Consider the following 19,392-nt stretch of genomic DNA (forward strand, 5'->3'; position numbering starts at 1 on the left):
GCATGTCGGCGGAAGCCGGATCGGGCGACACGTCCTTTCCGGCCTGACCCGCCGGCACCGGAAGCGCCAGGCGCGGCGGCAGGGGGAGTTGCCACGCGAAAAGCATGTCGTTGCAGGGGCGCCAAGGCGCGCGTGCAAGGGGCCGGCATGCGTGACGAACGTCTCATCTGCAGGGAGCAAAGCCGGGTGCCGCCGATGCGGTCCGGTCGTCGACAGGCGATCTCCACCTGTTGTCCCCAGCGGCATCGGATTGTTCGGAAAACCGGTTTTCCCGTTTCGGCACGAGGCTCTCGCGCCGATCTGGCTGTCCCGTCTTTGCAGGAGAGGCTCCGCGTTCTGTTTCCGTGCGTTTCCGCGTCTTGAGCGCCAGACCGAAAGCCCGAATTCGGTTCAACGCTCGAAATCTTGTTCTTCATCAGACCTGCCCGAAAGGCTGAAACCGCTTTCGGGCCGATGCACACGGCAGGAATCCTTTTCCCTGCCGATCCCGGCAATGAATGCCTTTTGTCGACCACCCGATGGAAGCGGCGCTCGGCACCGGCTTCCACTCAAGAAAGGCAATCCCGCATGACCATTCTTGCCAGCATCGCCCTCGGCGCCGTCGCGCTGATGGGTGCCAGCCATCTGGTCGCCCTGCGCAGCGAGCGCCAGCGGCCGAAAAACAGCGACTTCGTCATCGGCCTGCGCAAGCCGACCGAGCCCGCCAGCCGCTGGTCCTGACCTGAAGCATCGGACCGAGAATCAGGAACCGGTTTCCGGTCCGATGCTCCAAACCGCATGCAGAAAAAAGCCGACCGATGCCTGTCTCAGCATCGGTCGGCCGTTTCTCGTCGAATGAACCACGGCTCATGCGCCGTCAAGGCGGATCAGGCCGCCGGTCGCTCCAGATTGGCGCCGCCGGCATCGGTCAGCAGGAAGGCCTCGCCGCAGGCCTTGGCCAATGTGCGCACGCGCAGAATATAGCTCTGGCGCTCGGTGACCGAGATCACGCCGCGCGCATCCAGCAGATTGAAGACGTGGCTGGCCTTGATGCATTGGTCATAGGCCGGGAAGACGCATTTGTGCAGGCGCTGATTGTCGGTGTCGCCAGGCGCGCCGGCGGCCAGAAGCGCCTGGCATTCCTTCTCCGCATCGCTGAAATGGCGATGCAGCATCTCGGTATTGGCATATTCGAAATTGTGCCGGGAATATTCCTGCTCGGCCTGCAGGAAGACGTCGCCATAGCTGATCTTCTCGTCGCCCTCGCGGCCGTTGAAGTTCAGGTCATAGACATTGTCGACGCCCTGGACATACATGGCCAGCCGCTCGAGACCATAGGTCAGTTCGCCCGAGACCGGCGCGCATTCGATACCGCAGACCTGCTGGAAATAGGTGAACTGCGAGACTTCCATGCCGTCGCACCAGCACTCCCAGCCCAGCCCCCAGGCGCCGAGCGTCGGGCTTTCCCAGTCGTCCTCGACGAAGCGGATGTCGTGCAGCAGCGGATCGAGGCCGATGGCCTTGAGCGAACCGAGATAGAGCTCCTGCAGATTGGACGGGTTCGGCTTCAGGATCACCTGATACTGGTAATAATGCTGCAGCCGGTTGGGGTTCTCGCCATAGCGCCCGTCCGTCGGCCGGCGTGAGGGCTGCACATAGGCCGCCCGCCAGGGCTTCGGCCCCAGCGCGCGCAGCGTCGTGGCGGGGTGGAACGTGCCCGCGCCCACCTCCATGTCATAGGGCTGCAGCACGGCGCAGCCCTTGTCGGCCCAGTAATTGTGCAGGGTCAGGATCAGCGCCTGAAAGGAGCGCTTCGGATTCATATGCGCGGGAATGTCGGTCATGGCGTCCGTCACGGGTCTCATCATTGACCGGGACGAGTGCCACGGGCGGCGGCGGGGGTCAATGGATCAGCGCAAGCAGCTGTGGTTTTGTGGGATCTGACGCCATCTTGCGGCAGCGAACGATCTTCACGGAGCTTACCTGACTTTCGCCCTACGCCTCGACCGTGCCGATCAAATCAATCCTGCTTCACCCTGTATTCCCCCGTCGCCGGGTCCTTGACCAGCGTGCCCTGCGCGCCGGCCTCGCGTTCGCGGCGGACGCGTTCGCGCTGGCGGGCGAGCTTTTCGGCGTCGGCCAGAAATTTGCGATAGCCGAGCCAGGCGACCAGCGCGATGATCAGGAGGAGGAAGAGGTTCGGCATGGCGGTCCTTCAGAGCCGGGCCTTCCAGGCCGGCAGGTGCTGGGGTCTTCAAAGCCCGTAGCGTCCCCATAATGCCTTTTCCTCGGCCAGTTCCGCAAGCCCTGCCACAGCGCCCGAGGCCAACGCCGGCAGCACGGTCTCCGCTCCCGGCTGGCGGCGGCCGAACAGGCCGCGCTGGGACGAGATGAGTTTCAGCTCGGCCTTGTCGCCATAGCGCCGGCGCAGCTCGCCGCGCATGTCGCCCAGCCCGTCGACGAGCCCGAGTTCGCGTCCGCGCGTGCCGGTCCAGAACAGGCCGGAAAACAGCGTCGGCTCGTCCTTCAGCAGCGCCCCGCGCCGGGCCTTGACCATAGCGATGAAGGTCTCGTGAATGTCGCGCTGTAGCCCGTGGAGATAATCGATATCCCCTTCCTTTTCCGGCTGGAAGGGATCGAGGATCACCTTGTTCTCGCCGGAGGTATAGACGCGCCGCTCCACACCGATCTTCTTGAGCAGTTCGGGAAAGCCGAAGCCGCCGGACACGACACCGATCGAGCCGACGATCGAGGTGGGATCGGCGATGATCTCGTCGCCGGCCAACGCGATCATATAGCCGCCGGAGGCCGCGACATCCTCGACGAAGACGAGCACGCGCTTCTTCTTCTCCTCGGCCAGATCGCGGATGCGCTGGTAGATCAGCCGCGACTGCACCGGCGAGCCGCCCGGCGAATTGATGGAGATGGCCACGGCCGGCGCCCCCTTGACGGCAAAGGCCCGCTCCAGGCTGGAGGCGACGGCCGCCAGGTTCAGCATGGGCCGGAAGGCGCTGCCGCCGGCCATGATCGTGCCGTGCAGGCGCACGACGGGAATGGTCACGCGGTCCCGGCGCAGGCGCTTCGGCAGAAGGGACTGGGGAAGAAGAGAGGCGAGAAAGCCGGGCATGAAAACTCCTGAGACGCGAAGGCGGCGACACCGGATCGGGGCGCGACAAGCATGTAGGTGGCCGCGCGCGGCACGCAAGCCATCTTTCTCCTGTGCCGCTCACGCTTCCCCGTGCGTGGGTCACGGATGCGTTAAACCGGCTGCGCGCGCCGGGCGGAGGACGGCGGCGTCAGCCATTGCGCGGATAGGCCGCGCGGCCATTGTTGAGATCATCGACCAGCGCGGTGAAGCGATGGGACTGGGCCTCGTGCATGATCAGGGGCGCGCGCAAACGCAGCCGCGCGCGGCTCTGCTTGATCGCGGTCACCAGGATGCGCACGGCGTCCGCCCCGTCGCGCGGATGCAGCGCCGTCACCTCCAGCCCGCCGAAGCGCCGGCCGCAGGCGCCGATGATCTCGGCGATCGACTCCGGCCGCGCGATCAGCGCCATCTGGCCGCCGGGCTTGAGGATGGCGCCGGCGGTACGGATCCAGTCCTCGAACAGGCCGGCCTCCATGGCATGGGCCTCGGCCTTGAGGCGGTCGGGCGTGCGCCGGTCAGCGCCATGGTTGAAGGGCGGATTGAGGATGACATGGTCGAAATGATCGTCGGCCAGTCCCGCCGCCTGCCGGGCCCGGCCGGTCAGCGTCACATCCGCCTCGATCACGCTCAGTCTTGGCCGCAAATGCGCATTTTCGGGCAGGTCCAGGCTGCGCCGGGCGAATCCGGCCATGATGGGCGAGCGCTCCACCAGCATCACCTGCGCCCGCGGCAGCCGGGCGGCCACGGCGAGCCCCGCCGCGCCGGCCCCCGCACCGAGATCGGCGAGCTGAAAGGGGCCTTCGGCCGCCACCAGCGATGCCAGCAGCATGGCGTCCATGCCCGAGCGATGACCCTGGCGGGCCGGCTGCAGGAGGTGGAAGGCGCCGCGGTGAAAGGCATCGAGGGTCTCTCCCGGGGCCACGGCAGGAACCTCTACCGGCGCCGCCGCCTGAAGCTCCGCGGCCGAGACCTCCGCTCCGGCGCACGCCGCCGGCGCGTCGGCAGCCTCCTGCGCGGGAGCGGCGATCGCGTCCCTGGGGCTGGGGCTTTGCGGCGCGCGCGGGCTCAAGGCGCAGCCTCGCGCAGCTCGTCGCCCAGACCCGCATCGATCAAGAGCCGCCGGGCGGCGCCGGCCCTCTCGCCGTCCACCATCAGCCGGCGCGGCAGGAGGCCGAGCGAACCCTCGAGAATGCTCATGCCCTGATCGGCGACGAAACAGACGATGCCGGCATCGCGCAGCAGGCTCTCGGCGAAGGAGAGCACGACGGCATCATTGGTTCGGATCAGTTCTTCCATGCTCTTTCAAGACCTCACGCTCGCGCCGTCCGGCCGCCTGCGATGCCCGCCGGGGGCGGACAGCGCGGCTGGGCAAGCGCCGACGAACGCATTCCGGTGAACGGCTGCATTTCGCCCTTGCCGCGACAAGCCCCTGTTTCTATTCTTGTGGGCGAAAAATGAACAGGAGTGCCGTAAGTTGGGCGTCGTCATACCGCTGGAAGATGGGAAGAGCAAACCGGCGTCGGTCAAGCCGCTGGTCGATCTGACCAAGGCCGATATGGAGCGGGTAAACCAGCTGATTCTCTCCAAGGCCGGCTCCGATGTCGAGATGATCCCGGAGGTGGCCAACCACCTGATCTCCTCGGGCGGCAAGCGCCTGCGCCCGATGCTGACGCTCGCCGCCGCCTCCATGCTCGGCTACGAAGGCGATGCGCATATCAAGCTGGCCACCTCGGTCGAATTCATGCACACGGCCACGCTGCTGCATGACGACGTGGTGGACGAAAGCGACATGCGCCGCGGCAAGTCTACGGCGCGGATGATCTGGGGCAACCAGGCCAGTGTGCTCGTCGGCGATTTCCTGCTCGGCCAGGCCTTCCGCATGATGGTCGATGTCGGCTCGCTCGAGGCGCTCGACGTGCTGTCCACCGCCGCCTCCGTCATTGCCGAGGGCGAGGTGCTGCAGCTCTCCGTCGCCAAGAACATGGAGACGACGGAGGACGACTATCTCGCCGTCATCCGCGCCAAGACCGCCGCCCTCTTCGCCGCCGCCGCCGAAGTCGGCCCGATCGTCGCCAAGACCGACCGCGCCCAGCGCAACGCGCTGAAATCCTATGGCATGAACCTCGGCCTCGCCTTCCAGCTGGTCGATGACGTGCTCGACTATGGCGGCTCCTCGGCCGATCTCGGCAAGAATGTCGGCGACGATTTCCGCGAAGGCAAGATCACGCTTCCGGTGATCCTCTCCTATCGCCGCGGGTCGCAGGAGGAGCGCGAATTCTGGCGCCGGGCGATCGAAGGCGGCGAAACCGGCGACGCCAATCTGGAAAAGGCGCTGGGCCTCATCAACCGGTACGGCGCGCTGAAGGACACGATCGCCCGCGCCGAACATTACGGCACCATCGCCCGTGATGCGCTGGCTCCCCTGCCAGCCTCGGCCCACAAGCAGGCGCTGCTCGACGTCATCGACTTCTGCATCCAGCGCGTCAACTGAGCCTAGAGCATCGGACCGAAAAGTGGGAACCGGTTTTCGGACAATTCCGATGCAAAAACAAAACCCTAGAGCATCAGACTGCGCATGATTTTCAGTCTGACGCTCTAGCCGAGAGCAAGAGGCAGGCGGCCCCGCCGCCAGCCTCCGCGCCCGAAACGGCCGCGACCGGCAAGAGCCGAGACAAGGCCAGGAATAGCAAGGCCAGCGATAACGGCCATGTGCACTGCGTCATGATCTTTCACGGCTTTGCGCAAAAAAGCCATTCTGTTGCCGTTTCCTCATGCTGGAAGCCTCATGCCATCAGCGCCTCGGCCGATGCCGTTTCCGGCAGACGGGCGGCGCGGCCTGCAAAGGGCACATGAGATGACAACGCCGTTGCGAGAAACATCGCGCGGCATCTTCCCGGCTTGCGCGCGGATGCGGTAAGAATCGGGTGAATCACGGGGATTGAGCCGGCGCATGCGGGAACCGCGCGCGCCGCATTGAAAGGCTTGACATGCGCCAGAACCACTTTCTTCGCCTTATGGCCGGTGCCGCCATCCTGGCGCTTGCGACCGTTGCCGCTGCGCCCGCCTCTCATGCGGAGCAAAAGGCCGAGGTGAAGCGCAGCGAGCCGTTCGACGTCAATTCCGTCAACAGCTTCTCCGGCGCCTTCCTGGCGGCCCGCACGGCCGATGTCGATCAGGATCTCGACAATGCCACCAAGCTCTACCGCACCGCGCTGGAGTTCGAGCCCGGCAATCGCGAGGTCAAGCAGCGGCTGATGATCACCCTGTTGATGAACGGCAATCTTTCGGAAGGCGTGACGCTGGCCGAGCAGCTGAAGTCCGACGGCGCGGTCGAGCGGATCACTACCATTGCCCGCGGCGTCGAGGCCATCCGCAAGAAGGAATACCGCAACGCGCAGAAGATCCTGCAGTACAAGGGTCCGAACGATCTCGACCGGCTGATGAACGGGCTGCTCGTGGCCTGGGCCAAGGCCGGCCAGGGCCGCCCCAAGGAGGCGATCGCCGCGATCAACGCCATGGACGGGCCGGACTGGTTCGGCATCTTCAAGAATTACCATGCCGGCGCCATCGCGCTGGCTGCCGGCGACAAGGCAACCGCCCGCACGCGGCTGAACGAGGCGGTGACCGACCGCACCGGCGGCGGCGCGGCGCCCGACACCTTCCTGCGCGCGGTGATGGCGCTCGCCCGGCTGGAAGCCCAGGACGGCAACAAGCAGAAGGCGCTCGACGCTGTGGCCGTTGGCGAGACCTTCCTCAACAATTACGCCCCGCTTTCGGCGCTGCGCACCAGCATCGAAGAGGGCAAGCCGCAGGAGCAGCAGGTGCGCGACGCCACGCAGGGTGCGGCCGCCGTTCTCTTCTCCATTGGCGCGGCGCTGAACCGGGAAGGCGCGGAAGACGTGGTCTCGCTCTATCTGCAGACCGCGCGTGCGCTCGACCCCGACAGCGCCGACATCCTGGTCATGCTCGGCAGCATCGCCGAGAACCTGAAGCAGCCCGATCGCGCCATCTCCTTCTACAAGATGGTGCCGGACAATTCGCCAATGCGCCGTCTGTCGGAAATGCAGCTCGGCCTCAGCCTCGCCTCTATCGGCCAGGTGGAGGAAGCCAAGACGCATCTGCGCACGCTGATCGATCTCGATCCCAAGGACATGCGCAGCTACATGGCCTATGGCAGCGTGCTGTCTGAGGCCAAGGATTACAAGGCGATGGGCGAGGTCTATGACCGCGCCGTCGAGGCCCTGGGCCCCACCCCGCGCAAGAGCGACTGGAGCATCTTCTTCCAGCGCGGCATTGCCTATGAGCGCCAGAAGATCTGGGACAAGGCCGAGCCGAACTTCAAGAAGGCGCTGGAGCTCAATCCCGACCAGCCGCAGGTTTTGAACTATCTCGGCTATTCCTGGGTCGATATGAACATCAACCTGGAAGAAGGCCTCAACATGATCCGCAAGGCGGTCGAGTTGAAGCCGGATGACGGCTACATCGTCGACAGCCTGGGCTGGGCCTATTACCGTCTGAACCGCTTCGACGAGGCGGTGACCGAGCTGGAGCGCGCGGTGGAGCTGATGGCCGGCGACCCGACGCTGAACGACCATCTCGGCGATGTCTACTGGCGCGTCGGCCGCCGCCTGGAGGCCGTCTATCAGTGGAACCAGGCGCTGGAGCTGAAGCCAGAAGCCTCCGAGATCCCGAAGATCAAGGAGAAGATCGCCAACGGCCTGCCGCCGCTGGCGGAAAAGGTGCCGGCCGCCGCCGAGGCGTCGCCGACGCCGGCACAGCAGACGGCCCCCACGCCGCCGGCGCCGGCAACGCCCGAAGCACCGGCCACGCCTGAAAAGAAGTCCTGATCGGCGCGCTGGCCATGGGTTTTTCGCAGACGGCACACGGACTTGGGGAGCCGCGCGAGGAAAGCGCGGTGCCCGCGGCAGATCTGTGGATCGACGCGCCCGCCAAGGTCAATCTGGCGCTGCATGTCGTGGGACAGCGCGCCGATGGCCATCATCTGCTCGAAAGCCTGGTGACCTTTGCCGACCGGGGCGACCGGATCGGCCTGTCTCCTGCCGCCGAGGATGGCTTTTCGGTCTCGGGCCGCTTTGCCGAGGCCGTGCCACTCGAAGGCAGCAATCTGGTGCTGCGCGCGCGCGATGCGCTGCGCGCCGCGCTGGCGGAGGACGGAAAGCCGGCCCCGCCGGTCGCGCTGCATCTCGTGAAGGATCTGCCGGTCGCCTCGGGCATCGGCGGCGGCTCGGCCGATGCGGCAGCGACGCTGAAGGGCCTCGCCCGCCTCTGGCAGGCCGAACTCGCGCCGGAGCGGATGAGCGCACTGGCGCTGGCACTCGGCGCGGATGTGCCGATGTGCCTCGCCAGCCGGCCGCTGATCGCCCGCGGCATCGGCGAAACAATCACGCCGGTCGAAACCATGCCGGTCATGCCCATGCTGCTGGTCAATCCGCTTAAACCGGTCTCGACGCCGGAGATCTTCCGACGTCTGAGCGAAAAGACCAATCCGCCGCTGATCCTGCCGGAGGATCTTGCGGGCCTCGACGGCTGGTTTTCCGCGCTCGCCCCCCTGCGCAACGATCTGGAGCCGCCGGCGCGCCTGCTGGAGCCCGAAATCGCCGCTGTCGATCTGGCGCTCAGGGCCAATGCACCGAAGCTTGCCCGCATGTCCGGCTCGGGCGCCACCTGCTTCGCCCTGTTCGCGGACCATACCGCACGCGACCGCGCGGCCGAGCGCATCGCCAATGCCCATCCGGACTGGTTTGTCCTGCCCTGTCTGACCGTTTCGAGCCGGGAGCCAACCGATGCCGCAGCCTGAGACCGACCGCACCTTCATTCCGCTCGGGATCGCCGTTCTGACCGTTTCGGATACGCGCACACTGGCCGACGACCGCTCGGGCGATACGCTGGTCGCCCGCCTCGGCGATGCCGGCCACCGGCTGGCCGACCGCGCCATCGTCCCTGACGATCGGGAGCGAATCGCGCAGACCGTTCTCGCCTGGTCGAAGGACCCCGCCATCGATGTGGTGATCACCACGGGCGGCACCGGCTTTACCGGCCGCGATGTCACGCCCGAGGCGCTGGAACCGCTGTTTGAAAAGACCATGGACGGATTTTCCGCCATCTTCCACCGGATCTCCTACGAGAAGATCGGCACCTCGACCATCCAGTCGCGCGCCACCGGCGGCGTGGTGAACGCCACCTTCGTCTTCGTGCTGCCCGGCTCGCCCGGCGCCTGCCGCGATGCCTGGGACGGCATTCTCGCCCAGCAACTGGACTATCGCCATCGGCCCTGCAATTTCGTCGAGATCATGCCCCGGCTGGACGAGCATCTGAAACGCGGCTGATCGGGTTCAGGCAGAGGCCGGGGACTGCGCGGCTCAATCCTTGAGAATACTCAATCCTTGAGAATACCGGCCGGCACGAGCTCGCAGGCGAGGCTGCGACGCGCGGACAGCCGCGCCGCAAAGGCCTCGGGCGTTTCGTCCCGCGCCTCGGCCCGCGCGGTGGCGATGGGCAGAAGCAGGCCAAGCGCCAGCGGGCTTCCACGCCGCAACAGCCGATCGAGGAGATTGCGCCGGTGCAGGCGGGAGCGGGTGAACCGCGCGGTGCCGCCGCGCAGCGCCATATGCTCCGCCACGTCCTCGATCCAGCGGCCCATCGGACGCGCGCCGGCCTCTAGAAACAACACCCAGGAACCGCGTGCCTCGGCCAGCGCCTGCTGCAAGGTCCAGACCTCAAGGAAGCGCGCGCCGGCGGCATCCGCCACCGCCCGGCTCTGGTCGCGCGATCCCTGATCGAGCACCATCACATCGCTGACGAGCCCCTCCACCGCACCGGGTACCAGCCCGGCCAGCGTATAGGCCAGCCCGGCCTCGGCATCTCGGTTTTGAAGAATGACGGTCAGCATAGGCCGTCATACCGCATCGCAACCAGCCAGACCATGCACATGCGCACCGCAACGCCGCTTTCCCGACAGATTCCGCAGCCTTCGGCCTTAGCGGCGAATTTGTTCTTGCAATGTTCCGAGCCTGCGGGTAAATCTGATGCATCCTTCCGCATCGTCAGCATCAGGACGGAAGGGATCGCAACAGCGACACAATCGGGTCAGGGCCAGCCGATGCCTGCATGCAGGTGGCGGCGTGGTGATCTGCGCCCGTCCGGAGCCCTGCATGAACGACCTGTCCGACATCCGGCGGGGCGCCTTTGCGCCCGGCAACAGCACAGACGTGGCCGAAGCGCTGCTGATGGAGACCGGCCTGCGCGTGGACGAGACGCGCCGGCGCGGACGCGGCGCGGGCATCAACGCTTCGGGCCGGTTCGAGGCCCTGTCGCGCGAGAGCGAAGACGATGGCTGGAACGTGCTGGAGGATCTGGCGCCGTTCAAGACCGAGGTGCAGATCGAAAAGCCGCGCACCATCATCAGCCGCAACGAGTCGCCCGACATTCCGTTTGACCGCTCGGTCAATCCCTATCGCGGCTGCGAGCATGGCTGCATCTATTGCTTCGCCCGGCCCACCCACGCCTATATGGGCCTGTCGCCGGGGCTGGATTTCGAAGCGCGGCTCTTCGCCAAGCCGGATGCGCCGCGCCTGCTGGAGCGGGAGCTGGCCAAGCCCGGCTACAAGGTCCGCCCGATCGCGCTCGGCACGAACACGGACCCCTACCAGCCGATCGAGCGGGAATGGCGGATCATGCGCCAGATCCTGGAGGTGCTGAAGGCGGCCGACCATCCCGTCATGATCGTCACGAAATCGGCGCTCGTCACCCGCGATATCGATCTGCTCGCGCCGATGGCGGAAAAGGGCCTGGTCAAGGTCGGCCTGTCGGTAACGACGCTCGACCGCAAGCTCGCCCGGCTCTTGGAGCCGCGCGCCGCCACGCCCGCTTTGCGGCTGGAAGCGATCCGAGACCTGTCCTCGGCCGGAATCCCCACCTCTGTCTTGGTGGCGCCGATCATTCCAGCGCTGAACGACCATGAGATCGAGCGGATCCTCGAATCGGCGAAGACGGCAGGGGCCAGCGAGGCCAGCTATGTGCTCCTGCGGCTGCCGCTGGAGGTCAGTCCGCTGTTTCGCGACTGGCTGCTGCGCCATTATCCCGACCGCTATCGCCATGTCATGTCGCTGGTCCGCTCCATGCGCGGCGGCAAGGATTACGATGCCGACTTTACCAAACGCATGAAGGGCGCCGGACCCTATGCCTGGCAGATCGGCCGCCGTTTCGACATGGCCGCCAAGCGGCTGGAGCTCAACCTCACCCGCCGGGCGCTGAACTGCGACCTCTTCGTTCCGCCGCTCGGCATGGGGGTGCAGCTCTCGCTTCTTTGACCTGCGCGGCCTGTCGCCGATCCGCTGTTGTCCGTGGCACCTTTGGCCGGACGCCCTGGTGCCATGACAGCCTGCCCGATGTCGGGAAGAGCCGCTTTCTGTCCGCTTGAACAGAAACGGCAACCCGCTCTCTTCCCGGTTCCTCGCCGCTGCCGCCGCACCTGCGCGGCGAGGCCTGCCGCCCGCTCTTCGCCCGCCTGCCCCGGCGCAAGAGCGGGCGGCCTTCTCTTCCTCGTCGCGTGCATCGCCTTAGCGGAGCTTTTGCAGACGCTGGCCGTCAATGCGATGGTGAAAGGCCATTGGTCTTGCGGCAGGCCGCGGCGTCGTGAGAGGGTCCGCCGATGAAGCGCAGCAAAGACCCCGATTCTCCCCGCCTGTTCGACCAGCCTATCGCGCCTGACGAAGCGATGGAACGCGCCGCGATCGAAAGCGGGCTCTATCCCGTGGCCGGCACCGACGAGGCCGGGCGCGGGCCGCTGGCCGGCCCGGTGGTTGCTGCCGCCGTCATTCTCGAGCCCGACCATAGTCTCGAAGGGCTGAACGACAGCAAGCTTCTTACGCCGGCGCGGCGCGAGGCGCTCTATAACCAGATCCTGACACGGGCGATTGTCTCCATCGCCTCCTCCGGCGCCGGCCGCATCGATGCCACCGATATCCGCAAGGCAAGCCTCGACGCCATGCGCCGCGCCGTGCTCGGCCTGGCCGTGCGCCCGGCGCTGGTCCTTGCGGATGGGCGCGATGTGCCGCCAGGCCTGCACTGCGCCGGACGCGCCGTCGTGAAAGGCGACCAGCGCTCGCTGTCCATCGCCGCCGCCTCGATCGTGGCCAAGGTCACCCGCGACCGTATGATGGCACGCGCCGACACCTACTTCCCCGGCTATGGCTTCGCCGCGCATGCCGGCTATGCCACGGCCGTGCACCGCGAAGCCATCCGCCTGATGGGCCCCTGCCACCTGCACCGGATGAGCTTTCGGCCCTTGCGCCGCGACCCCGATCCTGTCGACCTGCCGGCCGAGGACGTCATGGGCCTTTGAGCGCTCTGACCGGAGTGGGCCTCGCGCAATTGCCTCCGCCAGCCTGCCCCGGAAACCATCCCGCCGGGCGTTATGTTCGCTCCTGCGCGTCGCAGCGCGGCATCGGCGCGACAGCGGGTATCCCCGGCGCTGCCAGCGTCCGAAGACAGTCGCCATCCGCATCGCCGAGAGGAACATTTGAAGTTAGCATTTGACATGTGTCGCAAGGCTTCGCATAAATCGGGTGCGCGGCGGCCATGGAGACGAGATCTGTTTCTAGGCGCGATTTGCCGCGTGGGAGCGGACGCGCCGTCGTTTGCACTGCCTGGAGCCCGCCGCCGCTGATCGCCAGCGCGGACGATTCCGGCAGGGAGGACCCAGCGGCGCGGGAGAGGACAGACGGTGCTGCGTGCTTTCGCAGCTGTCTGGCCGGGTCGGCGCCGAGGCGCGATTGCGAGCGCAGCCGAAAAACCACGGCGGCGACATTGCAATCCGGCGCGGCGACATCACATTCTCCTTAGGAGGCCTGCCCTCCGACGTTCTCGGTGACCGACCTTTGCCGCCGGCCGCCGTCAGAGCCGGTCTTGCGAAGGCCACCGCCCCATTCGATCGGAGAAGACCCGTGACATCCAAACTCGAACAATTGCGCAGCATGACCACCGTGGTCGCCGACACCGGCGACATCGAAGCCGTGGCGCGCCTGAAGCCGGTGGATTGCACCACCAACCCGACCATCGTCCTCAAGGCGCTGGGCACCGACATGTTCGCCGAAAGCGTGGACGAGGCGGTGCGCTGGGGCACGCGCCAGGGCGGCGATTCCGATGCGGCCGTGGCCGCCGTGGCCGACCGTCTGGCCATCTCCGTCGGCGCAAAGCTCGTTGAGCTCGTGCCCGGCCGTGTCTCGACCGAGGTCGATGCCGACCTCTCCTTCGACACCGAAGCCTCGATCGCCAAGGCCCATGGCATCATCGCCGCCTATAAGGAGCGCGGCATCGAGCGCGACCGCATCCTGATCAAGCTCGCCTCCACCTGGGAAGGCATCCGCGCGGCCGAAGTGCTGCAGAAGGAAGGCATCGACTGCAATCTGACCCTGCTGTTCAGCAAGGCCCAGGCCGTTGCCTGCGCCGATGCCAAGGTCTTCCTGATCTCGCCGTTCGTCGGCCGCATCCTCGACTGGTACAAGAAGTCCACCGGCAAGGATTACAGCGCGGAAGAAGATCCGGGCGTGGTCTCAGTGCGCGAGATCTATGATTACTACAAGTCGCATGACATCAAGACGATCGTCATGGGCGCGTCCTTCCGCAATGTCGGCGAAATCGAAGCCCTTGCCGGCTGCGACCGTCTGACGATCAGCCCCAATCTTCTGGACGAGCTTGACAAGGCCGAGGGCACGCTGGCCCGCAAGCTCTCGCCTGACCAGCGTGGCACGCAGAAGACGCTCTCGGTCGACGAGAAGACCTTCCGCTGGATGATGAACGAGGACGCCATGGCGACCGAGAAGCTCGCCGAGGGCATCCGCTCCTTCGCCAAGGACCTGACCGCCCTGCGCTCGATGGTCCGCGAAAAGATGCAGCGCGCCGCCGCCTGATTCATCCCGCGCCAGAACAGAGATGCGCCGCTCCGCCCGATGGCGGCGCGGCGTTTTTCGTTCCGGCGGCCTTCAGAAAGCGGCGGCGATCATGGCGGCATTTCATCAGGAACTGTTACCGCGGCCGGTCGCCGGCGCACCCGATGAACGCCACAGCCAAGACAGACTCAAAACCAGCGCGATCATGCCGCTGGCCATCACCAGCGCGCTTGTCAGCATGTCCGTCAGCGCCGCAGGAAGGCCTGTTTCCGCTGGCGACCGCGAGATCGAATGGATGAGCGCCACGCAGGCGCCGAAGGTGATGCTCCGGCCCATGACTGTCTTCGCCGTCGACCAGACCGATCGCACTGTCCCAGGAGATGGATTAAGCCAGCGCCCCAGCCCTTCCTGTGCAAGGCCATAAAGACCGATGATCAACGCCGTCTGAAAAAGCACGACTGGGGTCGAGGATGCCAGCGGGAAGACCAACAGAATGGCGAGGACTACCTGCCCCAGAATGCCAACCGGAAACTTTGCCTTTAGACGATCCATCGCAGAGCTCCGCAAGTCGAGCGTGAAGTCTAAGTTGTATATCAGCACTCCCTCATGTCAAGGAGACCGGCCGGTCTGCTGAATTGCTCCCCGCAGAGCTCATACGAAATCCGGTTGAACGTTTTGCGCTGTCTGGAGCGTCTTCGTGGACGCGCAAGTCCTGATTTCCTCACGCTCCGGCCTGTTCCCAGCATATGCAGACGGCTGATATGTCTTCGTATCACTGACAATGGGCAGATCCTCGGGACAAGCCCAAGGATCGCGTCGCGCGTAATGATCCTCTTTGTCGGAAATCTCAAAAGTCCGACGTGATCATCACGATTTCGTATCACGCAGCCCAGGCGAATCAAAAAGGCCGCGCCCCGGGGGGCACGGCCTTCATGCAACATTTCCGCTGGAGCGATCGCCTTAGTTCAGGCGAGCCTTCACGTCGCCGAGCGACTTGGCGAAGAGCGCGCCGTCGGTCGAGGCGCTGACCTGCTGGCCAATGACGCGTTCGGCTGCGGCAATGGCGAGGTCGACGGCGGTGGCGCGCACGGCGTTGATCGCGTCCGTCTCGGCCTGCTTGATCTTCATTTCCGAAAGCGCCGTGCGGCGGGCGACGAATTCGTCGCTTTTCTGCTTGGCTTCAGCCGTAATGGCCTGCGCCTCGCGCTCGGCGGCAGCCACGAGGGCGGCGGCTTCGGCTTCGGCATCCTTGCGCTTGCGCTGATACTCGGTCAGCAGCGCCTGGGCTTCCTGACGCAGGCGCTTGGCCTCGGCCAGTTCCTCGGTGATGCGGGCCGAACGCTCGTCGAGCGCCTTGGCCATCATGCCGGGAACCTTGAGGTAGACGATCAGCGCGAGAAAGAGAATCAGGCCGACAAAGGCCCAGAACGTCGCGAGAGAAGTCAGGGTCATCCGCGCATCTCCTTAATTGGCCGAAGCCTTGACCGCCGCGGCGATCTCGGTCTCGGGAACGCGGGCACCGATCAGCTGTTCGACGACGGCACTGGCCGTCTCTTCGGCGATCGCGCCGACATCGGCAAGCGCGCGGCTCTTGATTTCGGCGATCCGTGCCTCGGCGGCAGCGATCTTGCCATTGAGTTCGGTTTCGATCGCGGTGCGCTCGGCAGCGGCCTTGGCCTTGGCGGCCTCGCGCGCTTCGTTGGCGATCTGGTTTGCCTTCGCACGGGCGGCGGCAAGTTCCTGCTCATAGGCAGCGACGGCAGCGTCGGCTTCCGACTTCGCCCGGCTGGCGTCGTCGAGATCGCGCGCGATCGTGTCCTGGCGGGATTCGAGAATGGAACCGATGCGCGGAAGGACGACCTTCGACATCAGGATGTAGAACAGACCGAAGGTGATCGCCAGCCAGAGCAGCTGGGATGCGAAGGTCGACTGGTCGAAGGGCGGAAATACGCCGGAGCCGTGACCGCCTTCATGGGCGACACCGGTCTCGGTGTGCACCTCGGCAGGAGCGGCGCCGTGGGATTCTGCGCCTTCGGTGGGGGTTGACTGCGCATAGGCCGCGGTCACGAACATACTCACCTCCAGGTGCACGAAAACGATGGGAAACCCGAGGCGGGGCCTAGGCCGGCCGCCTCGGGCAAATCCGTCAGCTTGCTGAAAAATCAGACAGCGAACAGGAGGAGCAGGGCAACCAGCAGCGAGAAGATGCCCAGAGCTTCGGTCACGGCGAAGCCGAAAACCAGACGGCCGAACTGGCTGTCAGCGGCAGACGGGTTGCGCAGGGCGCCCGAAAGATAGCTGCCGAAGATGTTGCCGAGGCCGAGGGCCGTACCGGCCATACCGAAGCAGGCGAGACCCGCGCCGATGAACTTTGCTGCTTCCGCTTCCATGTTAGTCTCCTTCGAAAGGGTGTTGCGGCTTCTTGTGAGGCATGCGGCGCCGACGGCCGCAGCCCGTGACGTTATTCCTTAGTGGCCACCCGGATGGACAGCGTCGTTCAGGTACATGCAGGTCAGCACCGCGAAGACGTAGGCCTGGAGGAAGGCGACGAGGAATTCGAGACCCGTCAGGGCGACGGTCATGATGAGAGGCAGGATGGCGCCGCCGATGCCGAGCGCGCCGAGCGTGCTGAGCGTCGCCACGAAGCCGGCAAAAACCTTGAGCGTGATGTGGCCGGCCAGCATGTTGGCGAACAGACGAACCGACAGGCTGATCGGACGCGACAGGAACGAGATCACCTCGATGGCGATGACGAGCGGCAGAAGCACACCGGGCACGCCCGAGGGAACGAAGACGTTCAGGAAGTGAAGACCGTGCTTGTAGAAACCATAGACCAGAACCGTGCCGATCACGAACAGCGCCAGCGCAAAGGTGACGATGATCTGGCTGGTGACGGTGAAGAAATAGGGCACCATGCCGAGCAGGTTCGCCGTCAGGATGAACATGAACAGCGAGAAGACCATCGGGAAGAACTTCATGCCGTGGCTGCCGGCGCCTTCGCGCAGCATCGAGGCGATGAATTCGTACGAAAGCTCCGAAACGGACTGCAGACGGCCCGGGACAACGGCGCGGCTCGCGGTCGTCAGGACCAGGAAGCCGACGGCGAGCGCCAGCGTGGCGACCATGAACAGCGAAGCATTGGTGAAGGACAGATCAAGACCGCCAACATGGATCGGAACGATCGTGTTGACCATGAACTGGTGTACCGGATCTACCTTATCGCCTGCCACAGCCGCTCTCTCTCGTTGCCCGCCACGTCAATCTTTTCAATGGCCAGGCGCGGCGGGGCCGCCGCGCGCCATTGATCCCCTCAGGGGCCTTTGCTTCCGCCATGACGGTCGGCCGGATGGGGCGAGGCCACCATTCCCGCAGACCGCAAAACGTTCAACACGCCCGCACAAAAGCCCAAAAGCAGGAGAATAATCATCCCCCAAGGGCCTGTACCGACGAACTGATCCAAAAGATAGCCCAAAAGTGCGCCGACGATGATCGCGGCGATAAACTCGCTGGAGAGCTTGACCGCGACCTGATAGCCCTTGCGGGTTTCGGCTGCCCTTCCCTCCTGCGCCGCCTGATGCGCGGCATCCCCGCGCTTGGCGGAGAGTTCGGCATCAAGGCGTTTCAGCCTGCCTTCCAGATCTTCGCTCCGGTTGTCCGACATCGGCATCTCCTCCGTTTGCCCGCATCGACAGCTTGCACTGTGCAGCAAGGATGCGGCCATCAAAAGGCCAGATTTGGGGCCAACGTCGACCGTTTGAAGTCGGCCGCACCATAGTTTTCGCCGTCCCGCTCGTCAAGGCGAAGCGAGGTCTTCCCCAGCAACAATATTACACAATATTTTCAATAGTTTGAACGCCTATTGCCTGGGAATGGCGGCAAGAGGAAGCCATTGGTCGCGTCGAAGACCGCCGCGCCGGCGTAAAAAGACGCCCGACAGTGCTGCAATGCACACACAATCGTCGCCCATCAGGGAGAATCGTCTGCCCTGCCCTGTCGCGGAATCAGGCGGGCCTGGAAGGACTTGCGCGGTGGAGTGACGGGCCTTCACAGGCCTGTGCGCGCGCCTCAGCTCCAGCCGCCGCCATAGGTGCGGTAGAAGATGTGCTTGCCGATCTGCGTCAGCCGCTTCATCGTCGGGCCCCAGTCGGGGCGCACATAGGTGGCGTGATAATGGGTGGCGGAACCGACCTCGGGCAGCCAGATCTTGCCGGCGGTCACGGCCAGCGCGATCTCATGGGCCTGATTCCAGGTTGCGCGCGACCAGACGATGTCGGGAATGCGGTCGCAGGCGAAGGAGAACTGGCAGCGATTGTACCAGTCCTTGTTCTGGTAGACCACGCCGCAGATGGTCTTGGGATAGGACGGATTTCGCACGCGGTTCAGCACCACCTGCGCCACGGCGGCCTGGCCCTTGGCCGATTCGCCGCGCGATTCGAAGTAGATCGCGTCGGTCAGGCATTTCTGCTCCGCCTCGCCGAACACTTCGGCCGGGAGCGGCGTCGCCGCCCAGGCATGATCCTCGGGCGAGATCTCGGGAATGAAGCGGCCGCCGCTCTCATCCCGCGTCAGGATCGAATCGAACGGCGATTCGCGGGCATAGTCGGGCGCGGCAGGCGCATAGGCCGTGGCGAGAACATCGGCCTTCTGGCTGGTGACGAGGCTGGCGACGACAGGCGACATGCTGCGGTCGGGCTTCGGCGGCGCCTTCTTGTAGAAGGCCGTAGCGATCTGGATTTCCTGCCCCTTGATCCTGGCCTTGGCGAAGACCATCCGCTCCTCGCCCTCGAACAGCGGGCGCGTCAGCGCGCTGTGGCGCTCCAGGATCGAGCCGGCGGTGAAGTCCTTCGGCGGCGTCACGGGGGTGACGGCGACGATGCGGCCCTTCTTGGCCTTGCGGTTGACCCGCTCCTCATCCGGCGTGGCATCGGCCTGCTTTTCCATCGGCGAGAGGGCGACGCGTTCGCCATCGGGCAGGCGCAGGCCGGCGCCATCGCCGAGCGCGCCGGTGACCAGCGGATCGTTGAAGGCGATTTCCACCTGATGCACCGAGCCTGCGGGCGAGCGGGTCATCACCACCCGCCAGTTCTCCCCGCCCCGGTTGATGCCGGACAGAAAGGTGGCGATATCGGCATGGCCCGACGCCACGGGAAAGGCGAAGGTGATGCCCAGTCCCAGCGCGAGCCGGCGCAGAAAAGGCCCTGCGGAAAAAGGCGGGCGGGAGACGCGGCCCCCGCGAGACTTCGACTGATGACGCACCGAACGCACTCCACCCGGTATGCTTCGCGCAGGCGCAGGGATGCGCGCGGCGGGAGGATGCCGGCACTGTCCGAAGCTGCGATGACACGAAATCTGGCT

General features: G+C 65.6%; 22 protein-coding genes. 8 read left to right on the plus strand and 14 right to left on the minus strand.

The annotated features are described in order from the left end of the window. Positions 1-567 precede the first annotated feature (567 nt). Positions 568-720 carry a hypothetical protein gene (locus tag BJF92_RS25620; protein WP_158032238.1) on the plus strand — a complete coding sequence of 51 codons (153 nt, stop codon included), beginning with the start codon at positions 568-570 and terminating at the stop codon, positions 718-720. Positions 721-866: 146 nt separating this feature from the next. Here the strand turns inward: BJF92_RS25620 and BJF92_RS15675 are convergent, their stop codons facing one another. The 5 genes from BJF92_RS15675 to BJF92_RS15695 all read right to left on the minus strand — a co-directional run bounded on the left by BJF92_RS15675 (position 867) and on the right by BJF92_RS15695 (position 4,423). After that, positions 867-1,823: a glycine--tRNA ligase subunit alpha gene (locus tag BJF92_RS15675; protein ID WP_075635693.1), complete on the minus strand. Its 957-nt coding sequence runs from the start codon at positions 1,821-1,823 to the stop codon at positions 867-869. A gap of 176 nt (positions 1,824-1,999) precedes the next feature. After that, positions 2,000-2,185, minus strand: a complete 186-nt coding sequence (locus BJF92_RS15680) for a hypothetical protein (RefSeq protein WP_075635694.1) — start codon at positions 2,183-2,185, stop codon at positions 2,000-2,002. A 48-nt stretch (positions 2,186-2,233) separates the two neighbouring features. Then, complete coding sequence (locus BJF92_RS15685; protein WP_075635695.1) at positions 2,234-3,106, minus strand: S49 family peptidase; 873 nt, start codon at positions 3,104-3,106, stop codon at positions 2,234-2,236. 169 nt (positions 3,107-3,275) lie between these two features. Next, the gene (locus tag BJF92_RS15690; RefSeq protein WP_075635784.1) at positions 3,276-4,049 is read right to left on the minus strand and encodes a tRNA1(Val) (adenine(37)-N6)-methyltransferase; all 774 of its coding nucleotides are present in this window, start codon (positions 4,047-4,049) and stop codon (positions 3,276-3,278) included. A 143-nt stretch (positions 4,050-4,192) separates the two neighbouring features. Beyond that, entirely contained in the window at positions 4,193-4,423 is a 231-nt protein-coding gene (locus BJF92_RS15695; RefSeq protein ID WP_075635696.1) for a putative signal transducing protein, read from the minus strand. A gap of 178 nt (positions 4,424-4,601) precedes the next feature. Between BJF92_RS15695 and BJF92_RS15700 the strand changes: the two genes are divergently transcribed. Continuing rightward, the gene (locus BJF92_RS15700; RefSeq protein WP_075635697.1) at positions 4,602-5,618 is read left to right on the plus strand and encodes a polyprenyl synthetase family protein; all 1,017 of its coding nucleotides are present in this window, start codon (positions 4,602-4,604) and stop codon (positions 5,616-5,618) included. 292 nt (positions 5,619-5,910) lie between these two features. Here the strand turns inward: BJF92_RS15700 and BJF92_RS25240 are convergent, their stop codons facing one another. After that, entirely contained in the window at positions 5,911-6,129 is a 219-nt protein-coding gene (locus BJF92_RS25240) for a hypothetical protein (protein WP_143524058.1), read from the minus strand. On the opposite strand from BJF92_RS25240, the gene BJF92_RS15705 reads away from it, so the two are divergent. From BJF92_RS15705 to moaB, 3 genes are read left to right on the plus strand one after another with little or no spacing between them, the layout of a single operon-like run. Beyond that, complete coding sequence (locus BJF92_RS15705; RefSeq protein ID WP_075635698.1) at positions 6,115-7,974, plus strand: tetratricopeptide repeat protein; 1,860 nt, start codon at positions 6,115-6,117, stop codon at positions 7,972-7,974. The two genes, BJF92_RS25240 and BJF92_RS15705, sit on opposite strands and share 15 nt — an antisense overlap. 14 nt (positions 7,975-7,988) lie before the next feature. Further along, positions 7,989-8,945, plus strand: coding sequence for a 4-(cytidine 5'-diphospho)-2-C-methyl-D-erythritol kinase (locus BJF92_RS15710; RefSeq protein ID WP_078058104.1), 957 nt, complete (start codon positions 7,989-7,991; stop codon positions 8,943-8,945). Then, positions 8,932-9,474, plus strand: coding sequence for a molybdenum cofactor biosynthesis protein B (gene moaB, locus BJF92_RS15715; RefSeq protein ID WP_075635699.1), 543 nt, complete (start codon positions 8,932-8,934; stop codon positions 9,472-9,474). Before BJF92_RS15710 ends, moaB begins: the two co-directional genes overlap by 14 nt. Positions 9,475-9,524: 50 nt before the next feature. Here the strand turns inward: moaB and BJF92_RS15720 are convergent, their stop codons facing one another. Further along, a complete protein-coding gene (locus BJF92_RS15720) occupies positions 9,525-10,037 on the minus strand; it encodes a glycosyltransferase family protein (RefSeq protein WP_075635700.1) in 513 nt (170 codons plus the stop codon). Positions 10,038-10,299: 262 nt separating this feature from the next. Here BJF92_RS15720 and BJF92_RS15725 point away from each other — a divergent pair, with 262 nt between their 5' ends. The 3 genes from BJF92_RS15725 (at position 10,300) to tal (ending at position 14,058) form a co-directional block, all read left to right on the plus strand. Beyond that, positions 10,300-11,457 carry a PA0069 family radical SAM protein gene (locus BJF92_RS15725; protein WP_075635701.1) on the plus strand — a complete coding sequence of 386 codons (1,158 nt, stop codon included), beginning with the start codon at positions 10,300-10,302 and terminating at the stop codon, positions 11,455-11,457. Positions 11,458-11,798: 341 nt separating this feature from the next. Further along, the gene (locus tag BJF92_RS15730; protein ID WP_075635702.1) at positions 11,799-12,491 is read left to right on the plus strand and encodes a ribonuclease HII; all 693 of its coding nucleotides are present in this window, start codon (positions 11,799-11,801) and stop codon (positions 12,489-12,491) included. 601 nt (positions 12,492-13,092) lie between these two features. Continuing rightward, complete coding sequence (tal, locus tag BJF92_RS15735; protein WP_075635703.1) at positions 13,093-14,058, plus strand: transaldolase; 966 nt, start codon at positions 13,093-13,095, stop codon at positions 14,056-14,058. Positions 14,059-14,163: 105 nt separating this feature from the next. On the opposite strand, the gene BJF92_RS25245 is transcribed toward tal, so the two are convergent. The 7 genes from BJF92_RS25245 to BJF92_RS15770 form a co-directional block, all read right to left on the minus strand. Then, positions 14,164-14,589 (minus strand): hypothetical protein, encoded by a 426-nt coding sequence (locus tag BJF92_RS25245; protein WP_143524059.1) that lies wholly within the window; start codon positions 14,587-14,589, stop codon positions 14,164-14,166. A 408-nt stretch (positions 14,590-14,997) separates the two neighbouring features. Next, complete coding sequence (locus BJF92_RS15745) at positions 14,998-15,489, minus strand: F0F1 ATP synthase subunit B (protein WP_075635705.1); 492 nt, start codon at positions 15,487-15,489, stop codon at positions 14,998-15,000. A gap of 12 nt (positions 15,490-15,501) precedes the next feature. Further along, positions 15,502-16,110 (minus strand): F0F1 ATP synthase subunit B, encoded by a 609-nt coding sequence (locus BJF92_RS15750; protein WP_075635706.1) that lies wholly within the window; start codon positions 16,108-16,110, stop codon positions 15,502-15,504. A gap of 89 nt (positions 16,111-16,199) precedes the next feature. Beyond that, positions 16,200-16,427: a F0F1 ATP synthase subunit C gene (locus tag BJF92_RS15755; RefSeq protein WP_003588243.1), complete on the minus strand. Its 228-nt coding sequence runs from the start codon at positions 16,425-16,427 to the stop codon at positions 16,200-16,202. A 78-nt stretch (positions 16,428-16,505) separates the two neighbouring features. After that, positions 16,506-17,267, minus strand: a complete 762-nt coding sequence (locus BJF92_RS15760) for a F0F1 ATP synthase subunit A (RefSeq protein WP_280938387.1) — start codon at positions 17,265-17,267, stop codon at positions 16,506-16,508. A gap of 80 nt (positions 17,268-17,347) precedes the next feature. After that, entirely contained in the window at positions 17,348-17,698 is a 351-nt protein-coding gene (locus BJF92_RS15765; RefSeq protein ID WP_075635708.1) for an AtpZ/AtpI family protein, read from the minus strand. A 404-nt stretch (positions 17,699-18,102) separates the two neighbouring features. Further along, positions 18,103-19,227, minus strand: a complete 1,125-nt coding sequence (locus BJF92_RS15770; protein ID WP_075635786.1) for a cell wall hydrolase — start codon at positions 19,225-19,227, stop codon at positions 18,103-18,105. Between the last annotated feature and the right edge of the window lie 165 nt (positions 19,228-19,392).

The organism is Xaviernesmea rhizosphaerae (genome assembly GCF_001938945.1).
In the GTDB taxonomy this organism is placed as follows: Bacteria; Pseudomonadota; Alphaproteobacteria; order Rhizobiales; family Rhizobiaceae; genus Xaviernesmea; species Xaviernesmea rhizosphaerae.